The sequence below is a fragment of the Phaeobacter sp. JH204B genome (assembly GCF_048055755.1).
In the GTDB taxonomy this organism is placed as follows: domain Bacteria; phylum Pseudomonadota; class Alphaproteobacteria; order Rhodobacterales; family Rhodobacteraceae; genus Phaeobacter; species Phaeobacter bryozoorum.
In genome coordinates, this window is the sequence record NZ_JAYMXF010000002.1 from 68,020 (window position 1) to 90,300 (window position 22,281).

A 22,281-nucleotide genomic window follows, 5' to 3' on the forward strand; every position below is an offset into this window, starting at 1 on the left:
CTCCCGCGCCTCATGCGGTCTGATCTGCGGGCGACGGATCGTTGGAGCACAGCTTGCTGATGTGCTGAAGCCGCTGCGAGATACGCTGCTGGAATCGTCCCAGCTGGTCGATGATGTCAGACAGGGAATGACCATCCTCGGGAAGCCGCGCGCTTTCGATTTTGCACAGCACCCGCGTCGAACTCAGCCCCAGCAGCTGGCGCTGCATGTTTTCGCAGATCTTGGTGATCCGCTCCGCCTCGCGGTTCACATCCGACAGCTGTGTGCGAGCATGTTCTTCCTGTACCATGGCTAGCGCCCGCAGCAGCGATTGCTCATGCGCCCGGCCCTCCTCACCCAGCACTGCATGATTTTCGCTTTGAAGCTGCTTGCTGCATTCACTGAAAATACGTACGACGCCTGCCACGAACAGGCTCTGGCTGACCTGCCCCTTGATCTTTGAAAAATTGCTGTCCTTGCCCATAACATGGGTGGCGAACCAGTTCGACATCTCCTGCGAGATGGACCCGTAGTTCTGTGACAGCACGGTCACCGGGCCGCCCGACGGTTCAATCCGCGACGCAAGGACCCGCAGGTTGTGGGGAATGGTGCGCATCGCCGCAAAATCGTCGATCAGACCACGGGTTTCTTCTGCAAGAACATCCGAGTTTGCGAGCATGGTCCGCAGGCGTTCAATCGCCAGATCAGGCGCATTTTCCATCCCCTGATCGCGGGCCGCCAGCTCATCTGCCAGCGCGTTGGCGGCAAACTGCTGGTAGTTCTCAAAACCCAGTTCACGACACCAGTCCAGCAGCCTGTCACGGCTTTCCTCAGGGCTGAGCCCGCCGTCCTGCTCGGCTTTCAGCAGATCCGCATAGCCTTGTGCAATCTTATCAAACAGTTTGCTGGTCGGTTTGATCCGCGCCGAAAGAAACCCCTCTTCGCAGGGGACAACAACTGCATAAACCCAGTAGTGCAGCCCATCGCGGGACTTGTTCTTTATGTAGCCGCCAAAGAAATCGCCGGCCTGGATGGTCTCCCAGAACAGCTGGAACACCCCGCGCGGCATATCCTCGTGGCGGATGATCTTATGTGGCGCTCCGATCAGATCGCCCCACGGGTAGTCTGACACCCGCCGGAAAATCTCGTTTCCGATTTGAATAACCCCACGGCCATCCGTTCTGGAGTAGAATACTTCATTGAGCGCAAAGGGAGCCTCTCCCCTGAGCGGGCGCGCTTCGATCCGGCTGTCCATGAACGTCAAAGTGATTTCCCATCGCTACTTGTGTAGGTGACCTGCCTAAACCTTGTGCGTTACACAGCCGTAAATTCACCGTGGAAAATCGAGATAAATTTCAAGAATTCGGACTCTCCCGGCCCGGAGCCCGCCCTGCGGGTCCGCTTTCACCGCCTGCCACTGACCCCGCATCCGAACAACAACCGCCAACAAAAAAAGCCCCCGCAAAATAGTGCAGGAGCTTTCCGCCTCATGTCACGATCACGTCAGAAGATCAGAACTCCACACCCTTCTGGGCTTTGATGCCGTCGCGGAAAGGATGTTTGATCTGACCCATTTCGGTGACCAGATCGGCGATCTCGATCAGCTCTTCCTTGGCGTTGCGACCGGTCAGGACGACATGGGTCATCGGCGGTTTCTCGGTCTCAAGGAATTCCACCACATCGGCAATGTCGATGTAGTCATAGCGCAGCGCGATATTGATTTCATCGAGGAGCACCATGGCGTTGCGCTCGTCGCGGATCATCTCCTTGGCCTTCTCCCAGCCCTTCTGTGCGGCGGCAATATCGCGCGCCTTGTCCTGGGTCTCCCAGGTAAAGCCTTCGCCCATCGCGTAGAACTGGCACAGCTCGCTGAAGTTCTCCTCGATCAGGGTGCGTTCACCGGTCTGCCAGGCGCCTTTGATGAACTGCACCACTGCCGAGGGCATCCCATGGGCAATGCAGCGCATGATCATGCCAAATCCGGAGCTGGACTTGCCCTTGCCCGGACCGGTGTGGACGATGATCAGCCCCTTTTCGCCATCCTTGTTCTGCATCATGCGGTCGCGGGCGGCCTTCTTCTTGGCCATTTTCGCCGCATGGCGTGCCGCTTCTGCTTCGGAAATGTCGGTCTCGGGCGTATCGCTCATTGTGGCTCTCCTACTGGTTCGCCCATCTCTTGACAAAGACAGGGGCAATGGCGCAAGGGGGTTTTGTTGGTTCCTGCCATTTGGCAGGCGAAGAGGGAATGTGACAGTTGGGCCATCAGGGTCCGTCAAAGCACAGCCGCCCCCGCGACCGTGACCGGAGAGGTCTCCGACGCCACTGAGTACCACTCGGGAAGGCAGGATGACCGTCAGGACCCGAAAAAGGTCCTGGCATCCGCAAGCCGGGAGACCTGCCAACGCACGAAATGCAACGGGCGGACGGGGTGTTCCGCGACCGGCTGGGATCCGCGCGCGACCCTTGCGCCCCCGCTGGCCCGCAGCCCCCTCGCTGAACCAAGTGAAGGGCGCTCATGGCCGAGGTAACATTGACGATCTGCACCACCTGCCGTCGCGGCGAGGTGACCGACCCGGAGGCCCCCCGCCCCGGTGCCCGTATGCTGGCCGCCCTGCAAGAGGCCGATCTGCCCGAAGGCGTTGCGGTGCGCGGTGTCGAATGCCTCTCGGCCTGCACCCGTGGCTGTTCCATGGTGCTGAGCGGCGGCGACGCCCGCTGGAGCTACATCTACGGTGATCTTGATCCCGACGAACATGTGCCCGACATCCTGAGCGGCGCTGCCGCCTATGCCGCCACCACGGATGGTCTGGTGCCCTGGCGCGAACGCCCCGTGGTGTTCCGCAAGCAATCCATCGCCCGTATCCCGCCTGCGCCGGCACCTGCGGCGACCTCTCCCACTCCTCCCTCCTTATCCAAGGACTGACCCCATGAGCGATCTGAACAAAATCCCCGTCACCGTCATCACCGGCTTCCTTGGTGCGGGCAAAACCACCCTGATCCGCCATCTGATGCAGAACCCGCAGGGCAAGCGTCTGGCCGTGGTGGTCAATGAATTTGGCACCGCCGGTGTGGACGGTGAAATCCTGAAATCCTGCGCCGATGAGAACTGCCCGGCGGAGAACATCATGGAGCTCGCCAACGGGTGTATCTGCTGCACCGTGGCCGATGATTTCATCCCCACCATCGAACAGCTGATGAACCTGCCGGAAAAACCCGATCACATCGTGATCGAAACCTCCGGTCTGGCGCTGCCGAAACCGCTGCTGAAGGCCTTTGACTGGCCCGCGATCCGGTCGCGCATCACCGTGGATGGCGTGGTTGCGCTGGCCGACGCCGAAGCGGTCGCCAAGGGCCAGTTCGCCACCGATCTGGATGCGGTGCAGGCCCAGCGGGAAGCCGATGAGGGCATCGACCATGAAACCCCGCTGTCGGAGCTGTTCAAGGATCAGATCTCCTGCGCGGACATCATCCTGTTGTCGAAGGCCGATCTGGCCGGTGAAGAGGGCCTGGACAAGGCCCGCGCGATGATCGAGGCCGAAGCGCCGCGCAAACTGCCGATCCTGTCGATGTCCGAAGGCGTGATCGACCCGCGCGTCATTCTGGGACTTGAGGCCGCGGCCGAAGACGATCTGGATGCGCGCCCGTCGCACCATGAGCATCATCACCACCATGACGATGATCACGACCACGATCACGATCATCACCACCATGATCACAGCCATGACGATTTTGATACAATCGTGGTCGACCTCGGCGAAGTTTCCGATCCGCAGGCATTGCAAGATGCCATCGTGAAACTCGCCCGCGAGCGCAATATCCTGCGCGTCAAAGGTTATGTGGCGGTGGAAGGAAAACCGATGCGGATGCTTGTTCAGGCCGTGGGCGAACGCCTGCGCGCGCAATATGACCAGCCCTGGGGTGACATGCCCCGGCGCACCCAGCTGGTGGTGATTGCCGAGCATGACAACATCGACGCCGCCGCCATCCGCGCCGAGCTGGGGGCCTGAGCCGATGCCGGTCGGGCGCATTCGCACCCTCCCAGGCTCGGACGCAGCCCACAGAGCGCCCGCCGCCTGCCAGAATACAAAGGCCTGACCCATGCATGTCGTCTTCCGCGAAAGCCACGGCCTCGACGAGAGTGATACACCACAGGATCTGGGGCAGACGCCTGCGGACCTTGTGGTGCTCTCGTTCTCCGACAGCGATCTCGGGGCCTTTGCGGCGGGCTGGCACCGGGCCGAGGGCAAGCTGCCCAGCCTGCGCCTTGCCAATCTGGTGGCGCTGAAACACCCGCTCTCGGTCGATGTCTATGCCGAACAGACACTGGAGGGCGCCAAGGGCGTTCTGGTACGTCTGATCGGCGGCGAAAGCTACTGGTCCTACGGGCTTGCCACGCTACAGGATCTGGCCCGGCGCAAGGGCATCGCGCTGGCGATCCTGCCGGCTGACGGGCGCGAAGATGCCCGTCTGGACGCCCTCTCGACCCTGCCGGTTTCAACTCTGCGCCGGCTCCAGCATCTATGTGATGCCGGCGGTGCGGTGGCGGCACAGGCGGCACTTGCCCAGCTGTCGCTGGCGGCGGGGCTTTATGCCGGTCCGGTCCTTGGCCTCAAGAGCACGCCCGAACACGGGTTCTATGACCCGGAAAAAGGCGTGCTGGCGGATCTGCCGGCGCAGGACAAACCCCTCATATTGGTGAGTTTCTACCGCTCCTATCTGACGGCGGCCGATACCGCCCCGGTGGATGCGCTGATCAATGAGCTGCGCGGACGGGGCTATGCGGCCTATGGCGCCTTTGCTGCCAGCCTCAAGGCACCGGCCAGCGCGGACTGGCTGCGTGACAAACTGCCCGGACTGGCCCCGGCAGCCATCGTGAACGCCACCGCCTTCTCGGCGCAGGGCACCGATGGCAGCGCGTCGCCGCTCTCCACCACCGGCTGTCCGGTGTTCCAGGTCGCCTTGTCCACCGCGCGGCGCAAGGACTGGGCCGAGGCCGATCGCGGGCTGTCCCCGGCCGATCTTGCCATGCATGTGGTGCTGCCCGAGGTGGATGGCCGCATTTTCGCCGGGCTGGTCAGCTTCAAGGCGCCGGGCAAGAAAGACCCGGATCTGCAATATTCCCGCTTTGCCCATCGCGCCGATCCCGGCCGCATCACCGCAGCCGTTGACCGGATCGAGGGCTGGCTGCGGCTGGCGCAGCTGCCAAATGCCGACAAACGTCTGGCGCTGGTGCTATCCACCTATCCGGGCCGCGATCACAATCTGGCCCATGCGGTGGGACTGGATGCGCTGGCCTCCTGCGATGAAATCCTGCGCGAGCTCTGGGATCAGGGCTATGTCGTGGAACCGCTGGAAAGCACCGGCCTGCGGCTGATGGCGGAGACGCAGACCATCTCGCTAGAGGGCTACCGGGCTGCGCTGGCGACCCTGCCGAAGGTGTTGCAGGACAGGCTGTCGGAGGCCTGGGGTGCCGCTGAGGAAGACCCGGATTGCCGCGATGGTGCCTTTCACTTCAAGGCGTTGCGGGCAGGCAAGGCGCTGATCGCGCTGCAACCCGAACGCGGCGAGGTGAAAACCCGCGTCGATGATTACCACGATCTCGACCGCACCCCGCGCCATGCCTATGTGGCGTTTTACATCTGGCTGCGCAGCCAGTCCGACGCCATTGTCCACATCGGCGCCCATGGTACGCTGGAGTGGCTGCCGGGCAAGGCCGTCGCCCTGTCGGAGCACTGCTGGCCCGAGGTGCTGACCGGGCCGCTGCCTGTCGCCTATCCCTTTATCGTCAATGATCCGGGCGAGGCCGCGCAGGCCAAGCGCCGCATTGGCGCCGTCACCCTGGGCCATCTGCCGCCGCCGCTGGCGCAGACCAATCTGCCCGCAGGCATGGCGCGGCTGGAAAGCCTGCTTGATGAATATTCCACCGCTGACGGACTGGATCCGGCACGCCGCGACCGGCTGATCGACAGCATCCGGGCCGAGGCGCAGGGCACAGGCGTGGAGGCTGATCTGGGCCTCACGCCAGACACCTCGCCCGCCGAGGCGATCACCCGGATCGACGCCTTTGTCTGCGACATCAAGGAAAGCCAATATGGGGAAGGGCTGCATATCTTTGGCACCGGTCAATGCGGCGCTGAGGAACGCGCCGGGCTGGTGGCCGCGCTGAATGGCCAGATGGTGGCCCCCGGCCCCTCCGGCTCGCCGTTTCGCGGCCGTACGGATGTGATCCCGACCGGGCGCAACCTCTTTACCACGGATCCCCGCGCGGTGCCGTCGCGCGCGGCGCAGGCGCAAGGGGTCAAGCTGGCGGAAGAGCTGCTGCGCCGCCATCTTCAGGACCATGGCGACTGGCCACGCGGGCTGGTGATTGATCTCTGGGGCTCGGCCACCATGCGCACCGCGGGCGAGGAATTTGCCATGGCGCTGCATCTGGCGGGGCTGGCGCCCAAGTGGGACGAAGGCTCCGAGCGCGTCTCCGGTTTCGAGGTGCTGCCGCTCTCGATGCTGAACCGGCCACGCATTGATGTCACCCTGCGGGTCTCCGGTCTGTTCCGTGACGTCTTCCCCGGTCTGGCGCAGATGTTCGAGGCCGCCGCCGCCGCGCTGGCAGGCCGCGAGGAAAGCGCGAGCGACAATCCCTATCTGGCGCAGACGCCCCGCGTTTTTGGCCCGAAACCGGGCCAATATGGCCTATCGATGAACCCGCATCTGGATGACTACAGCGACGCGGCCCGCGCGGCAGCGGGCGAGGCCTGGCTCAATGCGTCGTCGCACGCGATTGATGCCAAGGGCACCATCACCGATGCCCGCGAGGCCCTGGAGATCCGGCTGCAAACCACGGATAGTTTTGTGCACCTGCAGGATCTGCCGGAAACCGACCTGCTGGTGGCCTCGGATTATGCCGCGCATGAGGCCGGATTTGCCGCCGCCATGGCGCGCATCGGCCAAAAGGCACCGGCGCTCTACCACATGGATGCCACCCGGCCTGACAAACCGCAGGCGCGCAGCTTGGGCGAGGAGATCGCCCGCGTGACGCGCGCCCGCGCCGCCAATCCCGATTGGGCCACCTCGATGATGAACCACGGCTTTCGCGGCGCGGCGGAAATCGCGGCGACGCTGGATCATATGGCGGCCTTTGCCCATCTGGCGCAGGTGGTGCAGCCGCATCTCTTTGATCTCTATTTCGAGGCCACTTTGGGCCGCGAGGATCTGGTCGACTTCATGGAGCGCGAGAACCCCGACGCGCTGGCTGCCATGCGCGACCGCTTTCGCGCGCTGTTTGATGCCGGCCTGTGGAGCACGCGGCGGAACTCGATCATGGCCGAGCTGGAGGGCGCGGTGTGACTGAGCAAGCCGCCTCCCCAGCGCCCAAAGTCTATGGCTGGTGTCCCGGTGCGCTGCGTCCGATGTTGTCGGGCGACGGGCTGGTGGTGCGGGTGCGTGCACCTTCGGGGCGACTCACACCGGATCAGGCGCGTGGTCTGGCCGATCTGGCGCAGCGCTGTGGATCCGGCATTGTCGATATTTCCGCCCGCGCCAATCTGCAACTGCGCGGCATTCGCGAGGACGCCCATCTGCCACTGATCGCAGGTCTTGGCGATCTGGGTCTGGTAGATGAGGACGCAGAGGCCGAAGCGCGTCGCAATATCACCCTGACGCCGTTCTGGCGCGCAGGCGACGACAGCCACCAGATTGCGCAGACGCTGGCCGCCGCGCTGACGGAGGCCCGCGATCTGGCGCTTCCCGGCAAGTTCGGCTTTGCCGTGGACTGTGGTGACCTGCCCGTGCTGGCCGAGACAGCCGCAGATATCCGCATCGAACGTGGCCCTGACGGGCTGATCCTGCGCGCCGATGGTGCAGACAGGGGCCTGCCGGTCACGGCTGACGGTGCCGCAGGCGACGCCCTCGCGCTGGCGCGCTGGTTTCTCGACCAAGGCGGCGCGTCCGGGGGGCGTGGCAGAATGCACCGGCTGATTGCGCGCCGCGGCCCCCCTGCGGCGCATGCGGCAACGGTCGGTGCCGCAACGTCTTCCCTCCGGCCTCTCCCGGGCGCATCGGCGCAGGGGCTGTTGGTGGCTTTGGAATTTGGCCAGATGCCTGCCCGCACGTTGGCCGCGCTGGCCGATCACGGCGCGCTGCGGCTCACCCCCTGGCGGATGCTGCTTGTCGAAGGCGCCAGCACCCTGCCCCCCCTGCCCGGCCTGATCCTGGATGCAACGGATCCCCGCCTGCGGGTGAGCGCCTGCACCGGGGCACCCGGCTGCCCGCAGGCGCGCGCGGCGACGCGCGCTCTGGCCCGCGATCTGGCCCCTGCGGTGCCTGCGGGCCTGCATCTGCATGTCTCCGGCTGCGCCAAAGGCTGTGCCCACCCCCGCCCCGCCGATCTGGTGCTGACCGCCACCGGTGACGACCAATTTGACCTGATCCGCAATGGCACTGCCGCCGATCACCCGCTAAACACCTCCCTGAGCGCCGCCCGCTTACGCGCCGCTCCAGACCTTATGACAGAGGGCAGCTGATATGCTCCACACCTATGAAACCAATGGCGCCGCGATCTATGCCGAAAGCTTTGCCACCATCCGCCGCGAGGCCGATCTGGCGCGCTTCAGCAAGGACGAGGAAGTTGTCGTCGTCCGCATGATCCACGCCGCAGGCATGGTGGGGCTGGAGGAGCATGTGCGGTTTTCCCAAGGCATGGCCGAGACCGCCCGCGCAGCCCTTGCCAAGGGCGCGCCGATCCTCTGCGATGCGTATATGGTCTCCGAGGGCATCACCCGCCCGCGCCTGCCCGCGGACAATGAGGTGATCTGTACCCTGCGAGACCCCAAGGTGCCGGAGCTGGCCAAGGAGATGTCCAACACCCGCTCCGCCGCCGCGCTGGAGCTTTGGCGCCCGAAACTGGAAGGTGCGGTCGTGGCCATCGGCAATGCCCCAACCGCGCTGTTTCACCTGTTGAACATGCTGAAAGACCCCGATTGCCCCCGCCCCGCCGCCATTATCGGCTGTCCCGTCGGTTTTGTCGGTGCGATGGAATCCAAAGAGGCGCTGATGGAAGATCTGCCAGTGCCGTCGATGATCGTCAAAGGGCGCCTCGGCGGGTCTGCAATCACTGTCGCTGCCGTGAACGCGCTGGCGAGCTGGAAAGAGTAAGCCATGACCATTGCGAAGGGCAAAGTCATCTGCGCGGGGCTCGGCCCCGGCGATCCCGATCTGATGAGCCTGCGCTCGCACCGGATGATTTCCGGCGCGCGCCACATCGCCTATTTCCGCAAGGCCGGCCGCAAGGGCCAGGCCCGCGCGATTGTCGAAGGCATGCTGGCAGACGGCGTCACCGAACACGCGATGGAATACCCGGTCACCACCGAGATCCATTTCTCCGATCCCGAATACAACCGGGTGCTGGCGGAGTTCTATGACCGCTGGGCCGACACATTGGCCGAGATTGCCCAGACCGAGGACGTCGTGGTGCTCTGTGAGGGGGATCCGTTCCTCTATGGCTCTTATATGCATCTCTACACCCGCCTTCAGGGCCGGGCCGCGCAGGAGATCATTCCCGGCATCACCGGCATGTCCGGCTGCTGGACCGCCTCCGGCCAGCCGATCACCTGGGGCGATGATGTGCTGACCGTGGCGATGGCCACCCTCAGCGAGGATGAGCTGGCCAAACGCGCCGCGGAAACCGACGCGCTGGTCGTCATGAAAATCGGCCGCAACCTGCCCAAGCTGCGCCGCGCCCTGGAACGTGCGGGCCGCGCCGATGACGCCTGGCTGGTCGAACGCGGCACCATGCCCGGGCAAACCGTGCAGAAGCTGTCGGAGATCGACGGCGAGGTGCCCTATTTCTCTATCGTCTTGGTTCACGGACAGGGGCGCCGACCATGACTGTATCGCAAAACGGCTGGGTGGTGATTGCGGGGCTTGGCCCCGGCAACGAGGCATTGGTAACGCAGGAAGTGCGCGACGCCATTGATGAGGCCACGGATATCGTTGGTTATATCCCCTACGTGAACCGGGTCGCGCCGCGCGAGGGGCTGACGCTGCATGCCACCGACAACCGGGTCGAGGTGGACCGCGCCACCCATGCGCTGGAAATGGCATCCGAGGGCAAGCGGGTTGTCGTGGTGTCCTCCGGTGATCCAGGGGTGTTCGCCATGGCCTCCGCTGTGTTTGAGGCGCTGGAGAACAACGCCGAAAGCAACCCCGAGTGGCTGGATCTGGAGATCAAGGTGCTGCCCGGCATCACCGCCATGCTGGCCGCCGCTGCTGCCATCGGCGCGCCGCTGGGGCATGACTTTGCCGCCATCAACCTCAGCGACAACCTGAAGCCCTGGAGCCTCATTGAAAAACGCCTGCAACTGGTTGGCGAGGCCGGTCTGGCGATGGCGTTCTACAACCCGCGCTCCAAGTCGCGACCGCATCAGTTTGCCCGCGCGCTGGAGATCCTGCGCGAGGCCTGCGGCGCGGAGACGCTGATCACCTTTGCCCGCGACGTGACCAAGCCGGGACAGGAGCTGCTGACCGTGCCGCTGAAGGATGCGACGCCCGAGATGGCCGACATGCGCACGGTGGTTATTGTCGGCAACCGCGACACGCGGCGGGTGGGCCATTACGTTTACACCCCCCGCTACGCGGCTGAGGGTTAAGCGGCGGAATGCAACAGCCAGGCCATCACCTCTGCCACGCTGCCCAATACGGGCCGCTGAGGCACCTCGGGTCTGCCGATCATGATGACCGGCAGGCCGAGGGTGCGCGCGGCGGCGAGTTTGGCGGCTGCGCCTGCACCGCCGGCGTTCTTGGCCACGATATGGGTGATGGCGTGGCGCTGCATCAGATCTGTGTCGCCCGCCACGTCAAACGGCCCGCGGGCGATTTCAACCGTGGTGTTTGGCAGCGGCAAATCCGCCTCCGGCGCATCCACCAGCCGAAGCAGATAGTGGTGCTGCGGTTTGGCGGCGAATTGCGCAAGGTTCTGTTTGCCGATCGCCAGAAACACCCGCGCGGGGGAATCCGGCAGAGCATTTACCGCGCCTTCGATGCTGTCCGTCTGAACCCACCGGTCGCCCTCCCCCGCCTGCCAGGCCGGGCGTTCAAAGGCGCAGAGCGGTACGCCCGCCGCTTCGCAGGCGTGCACCGCGTTGGTGCTCATCTGCGCCGCGAACGGGTGGGTCGCGTCGACCACATGGGTGATGTTTTCGGCGCGCAGGTAGGCTGCCAGACCTTCGATCCCGCCAAAGCCGCCAATGCGGGTGGGCAGCGGCTGGTTGACCGGTTTGGCGGTGCGGCCCGCGTAGGAAAACACTGCATCCGCGCCAGTTTCCGCAAGGGTTTTGGCCAATTGCGAGGCCTCGGTGGTGCCGCCCAGCAGAAGGATGCGTGTCATGTCTGATGGCCTTTCACAGCACTGGCTCACAATCATTGGTCTGGGCGAAAATGGACTGGATTCCTTAAGCGATGCAAGCCGGAAGGCGCTGGAGCAGGCCGAGGTGATCTTTGGCGGCCCGCGGCATCTGGAGCTGGTGGAGGCCGGCAGCAAGGGTCAGCCCTGGCCGGTGCCGTTTTCAACCGGGCCGGTGCTGGCGATGCGCGGGCGCAAAGTCGCTGTTCTCGCCTCCGGCGATCCGTTCTGGCATGGCGCCGGCGGGTCGCTGATGCGGGATCTGGCGGCGGGTGAATGGGTGTCGCACCCGGTGCCATCCTGTTTTGCGCTGGCCGCCAATCTTCTGGGCTGGAAGCTGGAGGAGGTTCTGTGCCTTGGCCTTCATGCCGCACCTTTTGCGCGGCTGCTGCCGCTGCTGGGCCGGGGCGTGCGGGTGATCTGCACCCTGCGCGATGGCAAGGCACCGGCGGAGCTGGCGCAATGGCTGGCTGCAAACGGCCAGCCCGACGCGCGGCTTCATGTGATGGAACGGCTGGGCGGGCCAAGGCAACGGCTGCGCCAAGCAACAGCCGAAGCCTGGGATCTGCCGCAGGCAGAAGCGCCGGTCCTTATGGCCATCGAGGCCATGCGGCCCGGGCTGCCGCAGGCGTCGGGGCTGGCGGATGACCTCTTTTCCAGTGACGGGCAGATCACCAAACGCCCCATTCGGGCGCTGACCCTGTCGGCGCTGGCCCCGCGCGCAGGTGAGCTGCTGTGGGACATCGGCGGCGGGTCTGGGTCCGTCTCGGTGGAGTGGTGCCTGGCGGCACGCAGCGCGCGGGCGATCACCTTCGAGCCGCGCGAAAGCCGACTGGCGAACATCCGCGCCAATGCGGCGGCGTTCGGGCTGGATCACCGGATGACGGCGGTGCTGGGCAAGGCGCCGGAGGTGCTGGACGGGTTTGAGATGCCCGCCTGCGTGTTCATCGGCGGCGGCGGCTCGCAGGCGCTGCTGGATCATCTGTGGGACATCCTGCCCGCAGGCACCCGGCTGGTCGCAAACGGCGTCACGCTGGAGACCGAAACCCTGCTGATGCGCGCCCATGCGGACCATGGCGGGCATCTCTTGAAAGCGGAGATCGCCGAGGCCGGGCCGCTGGGCACCATGCGCGACTGGCGCCGGGCGCGGCCTGTCATACAATGGAGTGTCACGCGATGAAGGTGGCAGGCATCGGGTTCCGCAGCACGGCCACGGCGGCGGATTTGCAGTCCGCGCTGGCGCTGACCGGGGAGCGGGTGGATGCGCTGGCCTCCATCGCTCAGAAGGCCGACGCCCCCGCTATGCAGGAGTTTGCGCGCAGCCTTGGGCTGCCGGTGATTTCATTGCAGGAACAGGATATAACCGGGGAGCAGACATTGACCTGCTCGCCAAGGATAAAGGCGCGGTTCGGCACCGGGTCGCTGGCGGAAGCCGCGGCGCTGGCGGGCGCGCGCCATGGGGTGAAGGGCGCGCGCGCGCGCCTTCTTTCCCCGAGAGTTGTCACCGCGGATGGGCTTGCCACCGCGGCCATAGCAGAAAGACTTGAGCCATGACCGTTCACTTCATTGGCGCCGGCCCCGGCGCTGCCGATCTTCTGACCTTACGCGGGCGCGACATCATCGCCGCCTGCCCGGTGTGCCTCTACGCGGGCTCGCTGGTGCCGGAGGAAATCCTGAGCCATTGCCCCGAGGATGCAAAGATCGTGAACACCGCGGCGATGGATCTGGATGCCATCGTGGCGGAGATCAAGGCGGCGCATGAGGCGGGACAGGACGTGGCGCGGTTGCATTCCGGCGATCTGTCGGTCTGGTCGGCGATGGGCGAACAGCTGCGCAGATTGAAGGCGGAGGGCATTCCGGTGAGCGTCACCCCCGGTGTGCCATCCTTTGCCGCTGCGGCGGCCGCGCTCGGCACCGAGCTGACCCTGCCGGGCCTTGGCCAGTCGGTTGTGCTGACCCGCACGCCGGGGCGCGCGTCCTCGATGCCCGAGGGCGAGACGCTGGAGAATTTCGCCCGTACCGGTGCCACGCTGGCCATTCACCTGTCGATCGGCAATCTGGACCATGTGGTGGACAGCCTCGCGCCCCATTACGGCGCGGATTGTCCGGTGGCGGTGGTTTACCGCGCCAGCTGGCCGGATCAGCAGATCATCCGCGCCACGCTGGAGACCCTGAAGGATGCGCTGGACGAGAAAATCTCCCGCACCGCGCTGATCCTTGTTGGACCGGTGCTGAAGGGCGAAGGCTTTGACGAAAGCTGCCTCTATTCCACCGAATACGATCGCCGCTACCGGCCGCAGAGCGCCGACAGCCCGTGGTCGAGCTGGAGCCATGGGGACGACTAAGGCCATGACAAATATGAACCCTCCCGGACTGATGATCTCGGCGCCCTCCTCGGGCACCGGCAAGACCACCGTGATGCTGGGCCTGCTCAGGGCGCTGGCCGAAGACGGGCTGGTGGTGCAGCCTTACAAGAGCGGGCCGGATTATATCGACCCGGCCTTTCACCTGGCGGCGGCGAAACGGCCCAGTTTCAACCTCGATACCTGGGCGATGGACGGCGGCCTGCTGGATGCAGTCACAGCGCAATCTGCGGGGGCGGAAATCTGCGTCGGCGAAGGCTCCATGGGCCTTTATGACGGTGTGGCGACGCGCGGGCAGTCGGGCTTTGGCTCCTCCGCCGAGACCGCCAAGCGGATGGGCTGGCCGGTGGTGCTGGTGGTAGACGTGGGCGGACAGGCGCAATCGGCGGCGGCCACGGCGCTGGGGTTCAAGAATTATGACACCGAAGTGCCCTTTGCCGGGGTGATCCTCAATCGTGTAGCCAGCCCGCGCCATGAGCGGCTGACCCGGCTGGGGATGGAAAAGGCAGGCATCAAGGTGCTCGGCTCCCTGCCCCGGCGCGGCGATCTGGCGCTGCCGGAGCGGCATCTGGGCCTGATCCAGGCGGTGGAACATCCCGATCTGGAAGCCGCCATCGCGGGCTATGCGGCGTTCCTGCGCGAGAATGTCGACCTCGACGCGATCAAGGCGGCAGCGCTGGCGGGGCCTGCCCCCGCCCCGGCGCGCCTGCCCAAGCCACCTGCCCAGCGGATTGCGCTGGCGCGGGATGCGGCGTTTTCCTTCACCTATCCGCACCTGCTGGAAGGCTGGCGCGCGGCGGGGGCAGAGATCCTGCCGTTCTCGCCGCTGGCGGATGAGGCACCCGCGGCTGATGCCGATCTGGTCTGGCTGCCCGGCGGCTACCCCGAGCTGCACGGCGGCACGCTGGCGGCGGCGGAGACCTTCCGCGCCGGTGTCCGCAAGCACGCCGAGACCAAACCGGTGCACGGCGAATGCGGCGGCTACATGGCCCTGGGCGAGGCGCTGATCGACAAGGAGGGCAACCGCCACCGGATGCTGGGCCTCTTGGGCCTCGTGACCTCCTACGAGAAGCGCAAGTTCCACCTTGGCTACCGCCGTGCGGTGCTTCAGGCGGCGATGCCCGGATTTGACGCAGGCACAGCACTGCGCGGCCATGAGTTCCATTATTCGACCATTCTGGAAGAACCCGATGCGCCGCTGGCCAATGTCATGGATGCCGACGGCGGCCCGGTGCCAGAGACCGGCTCGATCAAGGGCCATGTTACCGGCACGTTCTTTCACCTGATCACGGGAGAGCGCGCATGAGCGGTTTTGTCTCCTTTGTGTCCTCCGGTCCGGGCGACCCGGAGCTCTTGACCGTGAAGGCGGTGAAGCGGCTGGAGGCCGCGGATGCGGTGCTGTTTGACGACCTGTCCTCGGGGCCGATCCTGACCCATGCCCGCGCCGACGCGGATCTGGTGGGCGTGGGCAAACGGGCCGGACGTCCCTCCCCCAAGCAGGACCATGTGAGCCAGCTTCTGGTGGATTATGCCCAAAGTGGGCTGCATGTGGTGCGGCTGAAATCGGGCGATTCCGGTGTCTTTGGCCGGCTGGAGGAAGAAATCACCGCGCTGCGGCAGGCGGGTATCGGGTTCGAGATCGTGCCCGGCGTTACCGCGGCCTCGGCAGCGGCGGCGGCGGCGAATATCCCGCTGACCCGGCGGCTGACGGCGCGGCGATTGCAATTCATCACCGGCCATGACGTGACCGGTGGGCTGCCCGATCAGCTGAACCTCGCCGCACTGGCGGACCCGGATGCGACCACCGTGGTCTATATGGGCAAGCGGACCTTTGCGGCGCTGGCGGAGAAGCTGCTGGAGGCGGGGCTGCCCCCGCAGACCCATGCGCTGATTGCACTGGGGGTCTCGACGCCGGAGCAGGAGCTGCATTGCCACACGGTGGGCGAGCTGCCGGAGGTGCTGCGTGCGATGGAGACCACCGCGCCGGTGCTGATCCTCTATGGCCCGCTTGCCGATCAGCCTGCGGATCCGGCCCATGCCGCCGTGAAGGCCAAGGACGACCACTGACCCGCCGTCACCGCGCGGTCCCTACGCCCGGACCAGAGGTCATCCCGCTCTGAGCGCGCCACACCCTGCCCGTGTTTCGCGGGTGGGGCATTTCCATTTTCGCGTGTTCGCCGCAGCTGACCCAAGGGCGCGTCGCAATCGCCTTCTCCGGGGCCGGATTCAAACTTGACCGAGTCGGGGCGCAGGGGCCAGATAGGCGCCATATGGTGTCCAACGGCGCGAAGCGTCAGGACTGAAACGGGAATGAGGAACGGTGGACCCAATTGCGGCACCGAAGCCTCAACCGCCCCCGCGACTGTGAGCGGCGAGCAGCTTTCCAACACCCACTGGCCAACTGGCTGGGAAGGGGGAAAGCAAGCAGCGACCCGCGAGTCAGGAGACCGGCCATACCACATAATCAACCCGTCGGGTGAGACGGAGAGGAGACAGATATGCATATCGAACCGGGCATCGTTGATGCCACCAAAATTGGCTTGTCCTATGCCACCGCAGCCGGTGCCGCGACCTATGCTGCAAAAGAGACCTTTGTGGATCTGAAGAGGACCAATATCGCCTCCTACGCGCTGCGCGCGATGATCGCGACCGTGGGTGTGCTGGTGTTCTTTGAAGTGCTGCCGCATTTCCCGGTGGGCGTCTCCGAGGTGCATTTCATTCTCGGCTCGACCCTGTTCCTGATCCTTGGGTCCGCGCCTGCGGCCTTTGGTCTGGCGATGGGTCTGCTGATCCAAGGCGTGTTCTTTGCCCCGTTTGATCTGCCGATGTACTTCATCAACCTGACCACGCTCTTGGTGCCACTGTTTGCGCTGCAGGCGCTGGCCAGCCGCATCATCGCGCCTGGCACCGCCTATATCGACCTGAAATACAGCCAGGCGCTGGCATTGAGCACCGCCTATCAGGGCGGCGTGGTTGCCTGGGTGGCGTTCTGGGCCTTCTACGGTCAGGGATTTGGCAGCGCGACCGTGACCTCGGTGCTGAGCTTTGGCGGCGCCTATATGCTGGTCATCCTGATCGAGCCGATTGCCGATCTGGCCGTTCTGGCGGCGGCAAAGGCGACGCGTGGCCTCAATGGCAGCGCGCTGGTCACGCCGCGTCTTTACAACAACGCCTGATCCTTGGCACATGAGTGAACCGGCACGGCCCCGCCTTCGGGGCCGTGTTTTCGTCTGAAAGGCCCCGCAATGATTGACCTCACCCTGATCGGTATCGGCACCGGCAACCCGCAGCATCTGACCCTTCAGGCCGTTGAGGCACTGAACGCGCAGGATCTGATCCTGATCCCCAACAAAGGGGCCGGCAAAGATGATCTGGCGGGACTGCGACAGGCGATCTGCGCCGAGGCGATCCGCAGTCGCGGACAGCAGGGCGATGGCCCCCGTATCGTGGAATTCGACCTGCCGGTGCGCGATGAGGCGACACAGGATTACCGCCAACGGGTGGATGACTGGCATGACGCCATTGCCGAGATCTGGTGGCAGACCATCACCAGCCACCTGCCCGAGGGCGGCGCGGTCGGGTTTCTGGTCTGGGGGGATCCGTCGCTCTATGACAGTACGATGCGGATTGCGGACCGGCTGAAAACACGGGCCGAGATTGCCCTGCGCGTCATTCCCGGCATCACCTCCATTCAGGCGCTGACGGCGGCCCATGCGATCCCGATCAATACGATCAACGGCCCCTTCACCATCACCACCGGACGACAGCTGCGCGATGCCGGCTGGCCTGCCACCGCGGATACCGTGGTTGTGATGCTGGATGGCGCCTGTTCGTTCCAGTCTCTTGAGGCTGACGGCATCGACATCTGGTGGACGGCCTATGCCGGCATGGCGAATGAGATTTCGATCTCGGGTCCGCTGGCCGAGGTCACCGATCAGATCATCGAGACCCGTGCCAAGGCGCGTGCGGATCACGGCTGGATCATGGATATCTACCTGCTGCGGCGCAGCTGACAACAGCTGCGCAGATGTCCGGTCTCGCGCTCGGCGATGACTGTGGCCATGCGCTTGAGCTTAGGGCAGCTGGAGTGGCGGGGAGACAGGGATTCGAACCCTGGGAACGCTCTCACGTTCAACGGTTTTCAAGACCGCCGCATTCGACCACTCTGCCACCTCCCCGGTCGGCGCCGGGTTTAGGCGCTGGTTGCCGTTCTGGCAAGAGGGAATTGCAGCGGGCGGCATTTCTGCAGCGCCGTGCTCAGCCGCAGTTGGCCCCCTGCGGGGACGTGGAGGGCGGGCGGATCCGCGATCTTCGAAATCTTGCCGAGCGGGCGGCGGCAGGGTTTCCATGCGATTGCCTGACGGCTATGCTGCGCCCAGCATAAGGGCGCCGGAACAACCGGTACAGGAACAGCTGACGCCGGAGCAACCGGCTCGGGGTGGGTGACTGGTCATATGGCTGAGCACAAGACCGGGCGCGGGACGCCGTCAGATACAGGCAAGGAAGCACACATGGTTCACGCTATGTCGACACGGAAACACAGCGCGCGACGCCTCGGTGCGCCGCGTCGCGGGGCGCGGCTGGCTGCGGCATTGGCCGGGCTTATGATCCTTGGTGCCTGCGAGGACGGCCCCGGGCTGGCCTTTCTGAAACCAAAGGCGCAGGACGCGGGCGCCGTCACGCCCTCAAGCAGCACCCGGCTGGTGGAACGCGAGGTCGAGGCGCCGGAAGTGTTCCAGGTGACCGAAGCGGGTCTCTGGGATGGTCGCCCGTCGCTGGGCGGGGTCTGGGTGGCGCATCCGGATGCCGAAGATCCCGAACAGGTGATCATCCGCAATCAGACCAATGGCAAATTTGTGATCGGCGCGCTGTTCCGGCGCGAGCGGGAGATCCCCGGCCCCCGGTTGCAGGTCTCCTCCGATGCCGCCGAGGCGCTTGGCATGCTGGCGGGCGCGCCGGTTGAGCTGAATGTGACCGCCCTGCGCCGCGAAGCTGTGGCCGACCCGGATCAACCTGCGCCGGAGCTGCTGGATGACGCGGATATCGCAATCAGCGATGCCGCTGACATCGACATCCAGCCGCTTGATCCGATTGCCGATGCAGCCGCTGCGATTGATGCCGCAGCCCCCACCGCCATTGCCCCGGCGCCCGCCGCCGTGAGCGCAGCACCCGCTGCGACAGCCAAGGTGGCGGCGACCAGCTCATCGCTGAGCAAACCCTATATCCAGATCGGCATCTTCAGCGTTGAGGCCAATGCCAAACGCACCGCCGATCAGATGCGCAACGCCGGGCTTGTGCCCTCTGTCCTGGCCCAATCCAGCAACGGCAAGCCGTTCTGGAGGGTGCTTGTGGGTCCGGCTCAATCGAAATCAGAACGCAGTCAGCTGCTGAAGAGCGTAAAGGACGTCGGCTTCTCCGATGCCTATGCGGTCACCAATTGACCCTGCCTGTGCGGCGCTGCCTGACCTGACCAATCGGAAAGACGACCCTGTCATGACCTTTCTTCCCTCCCCGTTTCGCTCTGCCTTGAAACTGACCTGTGCGGCTGGCCTTCTGGTCAGCCTCTCGGCGCTGTCGGCGGCGGCTTTTGATACCCGCGCCCGCGCCGCCTATGTGCTGGATCAGGAGACCGACACGGTGCTGCTGGCCAAGAACGCCGATCTGGCGCTGCCGCCTGCGTCGATGTCGAAGCTGATGACGCTCTATGTGGCGTTTGAGGCGATCCGCGATGGCCGCCTGACGCTGGATGAGCGCCTGCCGGTCAGTGAACACGCGATGAGCTACAAGGGCTCGACCATGTTCCTCAACACCCAGGACCGGGTCCGGGTCGAGGATCTGTTACGCGGGATCATCGTGCTGTCAGGCAATGATGCCTGTGTGGTGCTGGCCGAAGCGCTGAGCCCGGATGGCACCGAGGCGGGGTTTGCCCGCTACATGACCAAGCGGGCGCAGGAAATGGGGATGGAGAATTCCACCTTTGCCAATTCCAACGGCTGGCCCGCCGCCGGGCACCGTATGTCGGTGCAGGATCTGGCGATTCTGGCGGAAAAGCTGATCGAGGATTTCCCCCAGTATTATCCACTGTTTGCCGAGCGGGAGTTTGAATTTGATGGCCGCGCGCCCTCCAATGTGCGCAACCGCAACCCGCTGCTGGGTCTGGGCATTGGCGCGGATGGTCTGAAGACCGGTCACACATCCGAGGCGGGGTATGGTCTTGTGGGCTCCGCGGCACAGGGTGACCGACGGGTGATTTTTGTGATCACCGGTCTGGACAGCACCACCGCCCGCGCAGAGGAGGCCGAGGCCATCGTTAACTGGTCGTTTCGCCAATTTGCCAAAAAAACGGTGGCTAAAGCGGGTGTTCCGGTCGCAGAAGCCGAGGTCTGGCGCGGGGCAGAGACAACCGTAGGGCTGGTGCCTGCCGAGGATCTGAATGTGTTGTTGCCTGCGCTTGCGGGCCGCGAAATCACCGGCGAGGTGGTCTATACCGGGCCGATTGATGCCCCCATCGAAAAGGGCCAGAAACTGGCCGAGCTGGTGCTGCAACCGGATGAGCTGCCCGAGGTGCGCCTGCCGCTGGTGGCGGAGAAGGACATTCCGACCGGCGGCTTTCCGGTGCGGGTGAAAACCGCAGCCCAGGTGCTGGTGAAACGCTTCCTCAGCGGTCCCGAGGTCAGCCAGTGACAGCAGCCAAACCTGCCGCTGGCTCCGGCGGTGCCTCTGCTTACCCCGGCCTGTTCGTGACCTTTGAGGGCATCGACGGGTCCGGCAAATCGACACAATGCCGGCTGCTGGCCGAGGCGCTTGAGGCGCGTGGCCATGAGGTGGTGCTGACCCGTGAGCCGGGAGGCTCCGATGGTGCCGAGGAAATCCGCCGTCTGGTGCTGGAGGGGGATCCTGACCGCTGGTCTGCGGAGACCGAGCTGCTGTTGTTCACGGCGGCACGGCGCGACCATATGGAACGGCGGATCCTGCCTGCGCTGGCGGCAGGCAAGGTCGTGGTCTGCGACCGCTTTGCCGATAGCACCCGGATGTATCAGGGGCTGTCGCGCGGCGATCTGCGCGCCAGCGTCGACCAGCTGCACGCGCTGATGATCGGGCAGGAACCGGATCTGACCGTGCTGATCGACATGGACCCGGCCAAGGGGCTGGCCCGCGCCAAGGGGCGTCAGGGCAGCGAGGAGCGGTTTGAGGATTTCGGTCTGGATCTGCAACAGCAGATGCGCGCAGGATTTCTGGCGCTGGCGGAGGAGTTTGCCGACCGGTTTCGCGTCATTGACGGGGACCGCCCGATTGAGCTGGTGGCCGAGGATGTGCTGGCGACCGTCACCCCGTCGCTGCCCGGCGTGACCTCAGCCGCCGCAGAGAATGGCGCGGCGAGATGAGCAAGGATGACGCCCCCCTGCGCGCGGATCAGACCGTTGGCGCGCCGCACCCGCGCGAGACGGTTCAGCTGTTCGGACAGGATCAGGCAAAGCAGGATTTCCTGACCGCCTTCAATTCGGACCGGCTGCATCACGGCTGGCTCGTGACCGGACCGCAGGGTGTGGGCAAGGCGACGCTGGCCTGGCGGATCGCGGCCTTTCTGCTGGCGCAGCCCCCGGCGGAGGATGCCGGTCTGTTTGGCGCGCCGCCGCCTGCCACCTCGCTGGAGATTGGCGCGGACCACCCGGTGAAGCACCGTATTCAGGCGCTGGCGGAGCCGGGGCTGGCCTCGATCACCCGCAGCATCAACGACAAGGGAAAGCTGCGCGATCAGATCGTGGTCGATGACATCCGCGCGCTGAACAAGTTCTTTGGCCTGTCGGCAACTGACGGCGGGCGCCGGGTGGTGATTGTCGATGCCGCCGACGAGATGAACACCAGCGCCGCCAACGCGCTGCTGAAGATGCTGGAGGAGCCGCCCGCCCGCACAACGCTCTTGCTGGTGTCGCATCAGCCCTCGCGGCTGTTGCCGACGATCCGGTCGCGCTGTCGCCTGCTGCGGCTGTCGCCGCTGGGGCCTGAGGATATGCTGGCTGCGCTCAATCAGGCGGGGGCCGAGCTGCCCGGTCAGGCCGATCATCTGGCCGCATTGGCCAATGGCTCTGTCGGGGCGGCGCTGCGGCTGCTGAACCTTGGCGGCCTACAGGCCTATAGCGATGTGGTGCGGCTGCTGGACAGTATGCCCCGGCTGGATCGGCAGCGCGCCATGGCGCTGGCGGAACAGGCCGCAGCGCGCGGTGCGGCCGACAAATTCGAGCTGCTGCTGACGCTGATCGACACCGCGCTGGCGCGGCTGGCGCGCACCGGGGCCACCGGAATGGCGCCGCAGCCGGAGGCCGCCCCGCAGGAGGCCGCGGTGCTGTCGCGGCTTTCTCCAACACCGCAGAAGGCGCGGGCCTGGGCGGATCTGGCAGCGCAGGTGACAGCCCGGATGCGCCACGGTCAGGCGGTGAACCTTGACCCCGCAGCACTTGTTCTAGATACGGTTTTCAAGATGCAGGACACTGCGGCGCGCTGATCCGGGCGACCGGACCGCCCCGCAGGACGCGACAGAGAGCA

Annotated in this window: 21 protein-coding genes, 1 tRNA gene and 2 riboswitches; of the genes, 18 read left to right on the plus strand and 4 right to left on the minus strand. The window is 65.3% G+C overall.

Going from position 1 to position 22,281, the window contains the following annotated elements:
* Positions 1 to 10: 10 nt before the first annotated feature.
* Positions 11 to 1,243 carry a PAS domain-containing protein gene (locus tag VXL81_RS00340; protein WP_340544895.1) on the minus strand — a complete coding sequence of 411 codons (1,233 nt, stop codon included), beginning with the start codon at positions 1,241 to 1,243 and terminating at the stop codon, positions 11 to 13.
* 247 nt (positions 1,244 to 1,490) lie between these two features.
* Positions 1,491 to 2,126: a cob(I)yrinic acid a,c-diamide adenosyltransferase gene (gene cobO / locus VXL81_RS00345; RefSeq protein WP_340544893.1), complete on the minus strand. Its 636-nt coding sequence runs from the start codon at positions 2,124 to 2,126 to the stop codon at positions 1,491 to 1,493.
* A gap of 50 nt (positions 2,127 to 2,176) precedes the next feature.
* Positions 2,177 to 2,397: riboswitch (cobalamin riboswitch) on the plus strand.
* A gap of 97 nt (positions 2,398 to 2,494) precedes the next feature.
* On the opposite strand from cobO, the gene VXL81_RS00350 reads away from it, so the two are divergent.
* The 7 genes from VXL81_RS00350 to cobJ all read left to right on the plus strand — a co-directional run bounded on the left by VXL81_RS00350 (position 2,495) and on the right by cobJ (position 10,622).
* Positions 2,495 to 2,902 (plus strand): DUF1636 domain-containing protein, encoded by a 408-nt coding sequence (locus VXL81_RS00350; RefSeq protein WP_340544892.1) that lies wholly within the window; start codon positions 2,495 to 2,497, stop codon positions 2,900 to 2,902.
* 4 nt (positions 2,903 to 2,906) lie between these two features.
* Positions 2,907 to 3,986, plus strand: coding sequence for a cobalamin biosynthesis protein CobW (gene cobW / locus VXL81_RS00355; protein ID WP_416534771.1), 1,080 nt, complete (start codon positions 2,907 to 2,909; stop codon positions 3,984 to 3,986).
* Between the two features lie 91 nt (positions 3,987 to 4,077).
* Entirely contained in the window at positions 4,078 to 7,323 is a 3,246-nt protein-coding gene (cobN, locus tag VXL81_RS00360; protein ID WP_416552433.1) for a cobaltochelatase subunit CobN, read from the plus strand.
* A complete protein-coding gene (gene cobG / locus VXL81_RS00365; protein ID WP_416552435.1) occupies positions 7,320 to 8,498 on the plus strand; it encodes a precorrin-3B synthase in 1,179 nt (392 codons plus the stop codon). Before cobN ends, cobG begins: the two co-directional genes overlap by 4 nt.
* A 1-nt stretch (position 8,499) precedes the next feature.
* The gene (locus VXL81_RS00370; RefSeq protein WP_416543116.1) at positions 8,500 to 9,129 is read left to right on the plus strand and encodes a precorrin-8X methylmutase; all 630 of its coding nucleotides are present in this window, start codon (positions 8,500 to 8,502) and stop codon (positions 9,127 to 9,129) included.
* 3 nt (positions 9,130 to 9,132) lie between these two features.
* On the plus strand, positions 9,133 to 9,861 hold the full coding sequence (locus tag VXL81_RS00375; RefSeq protein ID WP_260087413.1) for a precorrin-2 C(20)-methyltransferase: 729 nt from the start codon (positions 9,133 to 9,135) through the stop codon (positions 9,859 to 9,861).
* Positions 9,858 to 10,622: a precorrin-3B C(17)-methyltransferase gene (gene cobJ / locus VXL81_RS00380; protein ID WP_416552437.1), complete on the plus strand. Its 765-nt coding sequence runs from the start codon at positions 9,858 to 9,860 to the stop codon at positions 10,620 to 10,622. The genes VXL81_RS00375 and cobJ overlap by 4 nt, the downstream gene beginning before the upstream one ends.
* Here cobJ and VXL81_RS00385 read toward each other — a convergent pair.
* Complete coding sequence (locus VXL81_RS00385; protein ID WP_416552439.1) at positions 10,619 to 11,359, minus strand: cobalt-precorrin-6A reductase; 741 nt, start codon at positions 11,357 to 11,359, stop codon at positions 10,619 to 10,621. The two genes, cobJ and VXL81_RS00385, sit on opposite strands and share 4 nt — an antisense overlap.
* Here VXL81_RS00385 and cbiE point away from each other — a divergent pair.
* The 7 genes from cbiE (at position 11,358) to cobF (ending at position 17,750) form a co-directional block, all read left to right on the plus strand.
* On the plus strand, positions 11,358 to 12,554 hold the full coding sequence (gene cbiE / locus VXL81_RS00390) for a precorrin-6y C5,15-methyltransferase (decarboxylating) subunit CbiE (protein WP_416552441.1): 1,197 nt from the start codon (positions 11,358 to 11,360) through the stop codon (positions 12,552 to 12,554). The two genes, VXL81_RS00385 and cbiE, sit on opposite strands and share 2 nt — an antisense overlap.
* A complete protein-coding gene (locus tag VXL81_RS00395) occupies positions 12,551 to 12,928 on the plus strand; it encodes a cobalamin biosynthesis protein (RefSeq protein ID WP_416552443.1) in 378 nt (125 codons plus the stop codon). Before cbiE ends, VXL81_RS00395 begins: the two co-directional genes overlap by 4 nt.
* The gene (gene cobM, locus VXL81_RS00400) at positions 12,925 to 13,719 is read left to right on the plus strand and encodes a precorrin-4 C(11)-methyltransferase (protein WP_340544881.1); all 795 of its coding nucleotides are present in this window, start codon (positions 12,925 to 12,927) and stop codon (positions 13,717 to 13,719) included. Before VXL81_RS00395 ends, cobM begins: the two co-directional genes overlap by 4 nt.
* Before the next feature lie 4 nt (positions 13,720 to 13,723).
* Entirely contained in the window at positions 13,724 to 15,043 is a 1,320-nt protein-coding gene (locus tag VXL81_RS00405; protein ID WP_416544058.1) for a cobyrinate a,c-diamide synthase, read from the plus strand.
* A complete protein-coding gene (cobA, locus tag VXL81_RS00410; RefSeq protein ID WP_416540507.1) occupies positions 15,040 to 15,804 on the plus strand; it encodes a uroporphyrinogen-III C-methyltransferase in 765 nt (254 codons plus the stop codon). Before VXL81_RS00405 ends, cobA begins: the two co-directional genes overlap by 4 nt.
* 187 nt (positions 15,805 to 15,991) lie before the next feature.
* Positions 15,992 to 16,208, plus strand: a riboswitch (cobalamin riboswitch).
* 27 nt (positions 16,209 to 16,235) lie between these two features.
* On the plus strand, positions 16,236 to 16,913 hold the full coding sequence (locus VXL81_RS00415) for an energy-coupling factor ABC transporter permease (protein ID WP_340544878.1): 678 nt from the start codon (positions 16,236 to 16,238) through the stop codon (positions 16,911 to 16,913).
* A gap of 69 nt (positions 16,914 to 16,982) precedes the next feature.
* The gene (cobF, locus tag VXL81_RS00420) at positions 16,983 to 17,750 is read left to right on the plus strand and encodes a precorrin-6A synthase (deacetylating) (protein WP_340544877.1); all 768 of its coding nucleotides are present in this window, start codon (positions 16,983 to 16,985) and stop codon (positions 17,748 to 17,750) included.
* Positions 17,751 to 17,825: 75 nt separating this feature from the next.
* Here cobF and VXL81_RS00425 read toward each other — a convergent pair.
* Positions 17,826 to 17,915: transfer RNA gene (locus VXL81_RS00425), tRNA-Ser, on the minus strand.
* Between the two features lie 333 nt (positions 17,916 to 18,248).
* Between VXL81_RS00425 and VXL81_RS00430 the strand changes: the two genes are divergently transcribed.
* The 4 genes from VXL81_RS00430 to VXL81_RS00445 are packed head-to-tail and all read left to right on the plus strand — an operon-like array spanning position 18,249 to position 22,240.
* A complete protein-coding gene (locus VXL81_RS00430) occupies positions 18,249 to 19,178 on the plus strand; it encodes an SPOR domain-containing protein (protein WP_416552445.1) in 930 nt (309 codons plus the stop codon).
* A 52-nt stretch (positions 19,179 to 19,230) separates the two neighbouring features.
* Entirely contained in the window at positions 19,231 to 20,421 is a 1,191-nt protein-coding gene (locus VXL81_RS00435) for a D-alanyl-D-alanine carboxypeptidase family protein (RefSeq protein WP_340544874.1), read from the plus strand.
* Positions 20,418 to 21,122, plus strand: a complete 705-nt coding sequence (gene tmk / locus VXL81_RS00440; RefSeq protein WP_340544873.1) for a dTMP kinase — start codon at positions 20,418 to 20,420, stop codon at positions 21,120 to 21,122. The genes VXL81_RS00435 and tmk overlap by 4 nt, the downstream gene beginning before the upstream one ends.
* Positions 21,119 to 22,240 (plus strand): DNA polymerase III subunit delta', encoded by a 1,122-nt coding sequence (locus VXL81_RS00445; RefSeq protein ID WP_416552447.1) that lies wholly within the window; start codon positions 21,119 to 21,121, stop codon positions 22,238 to 22,240. Before tmk ends, VXL81_RS00445 begins: the two co-directional genes overlap by 4 nt.
* Positions 22,241 to 22,281: the final 41 nt, after the last annotated feature.

Bases quoted from the DNA above. Each gene is read 5' to 3' on its own strand.
- cobO (WP_340544893.1), bottom strand. From the start codon at position 2,126: ATGAGCGATACGCCCGAGACCGACATTTCCGAAGCAGAAGCGGCACGC.
- VXL81_RS00350 (WP_340544892.1), top strand. From the start codon at position 2,495: ATGGCCGAGGTAACATTGACGATCTGCACCACCTGCCGTCGCGGCGAG.
- cobW (WP_416534771.1), top strand. From the start codon at position 2,907: ATGAGCGATCTGAACAAAATCCCCGTCACCGTCATCACCGGCTTCCTT.
- cobN (WP_416552433.1), top strand. From the start codon at position 4,078: ATGCATGTCGTCTTCCGCGAAAGCCACGGCCTCGACGAGAGTGATACA.
- VXL81_RS00370 (WP_416543116.1), top strand. From the start codon at position 8,500: ATGCTCCACACCTATGAAACCAATGGCGCCGCGATCTATGCCGAAAGC.
- VXL81_RS00375 (WP_260087413.1), top strand. From the start codon at position 9,133: ATGACCATTGCGAAGGGCAAAGTCATCTGCGCGGGGCTCGGCCCCGGC.
- cobJ (WP_416552437.1), top strand. From the start codon at position 9,858: ATGACTGTATCGCAAAACGGCTGGGTGGTGATTGCGGGGCTTGGCCCC.
- cbiE (WP_416552441.1), top strand. From the start codon at position 11,358: ATGTCTGATGGCCTTTCACAGCACTGGCTCACAATCATTGGTCTGGGC.
- VXL81_RS00385 (WP_416552439.1), bottom strand. From the start codon at position 11,359: ATGACACGCATCCTTCTGCTGGGCGGCACCACCGAGGCCTCGCAATTG.
- VXL81_RS00395 (WP_416552443.1), top strand. From the start codon at position 12,551: ATGAAGGTGGCAGGCATCGGGTTCCGCAGCACGGCCACGGCGGCGGAT.
- cobM (WP_340544881.1), top strand. From the start codon at position 12,925: ATGACCGTTCACTTCATTGGCGCCGGCCCCGGCGCTGCCGATCTTCTG.
- VXL81_RS00405 (WP_416544058.1), top strand. From the start codon at position 13,724: ATGACAAATATGAACCCTCCCGGACTGATGATCTCGGCGCCCTCCTCG.
- cobA (WP_416540507.1), top strand. From the start codon at position 15,040: ATGAGCGGTTTTGTCTCCTTTGTGTCCTCCGGTCCGGGCGACCCGGAG.
- VXL81_RS00415 (WP_340544878.1), top strand. From the start codon at position 16,236: ATGCATATCGAACCGGGCATCGTTGATGCCACCAAAATTGGCTTGTCC.
- cobF (WP_340544877.1), top strand. From the start codon at position 16,983: ATGATTGACCTCACCCTGATCGGTATCGGCACCGGCAACCCGCAGCAT.
- VXL81_RS00430 (WP_416552445.1), top strand. From the start codon at position 18,249: ATGGTTCACGCTATGTCGACACGGAAACACAGCGCGCGACGCCTCGGT.
- VXL81_RS00435 (WP_340544874.1), top strand. From the start codon at position 19,231: ATGACCTTTCTTCCCTCCCCGTTTCGCTCTGCCTTGAAACTGACCTGT.
- VXL81_RS00445 (WP_416552447.1), top strand. From the start codon at position 21,119: ATGAGCAAGGATGACGCCCCCCTGCGCGCGGATCAGACCGTTGGCGCG.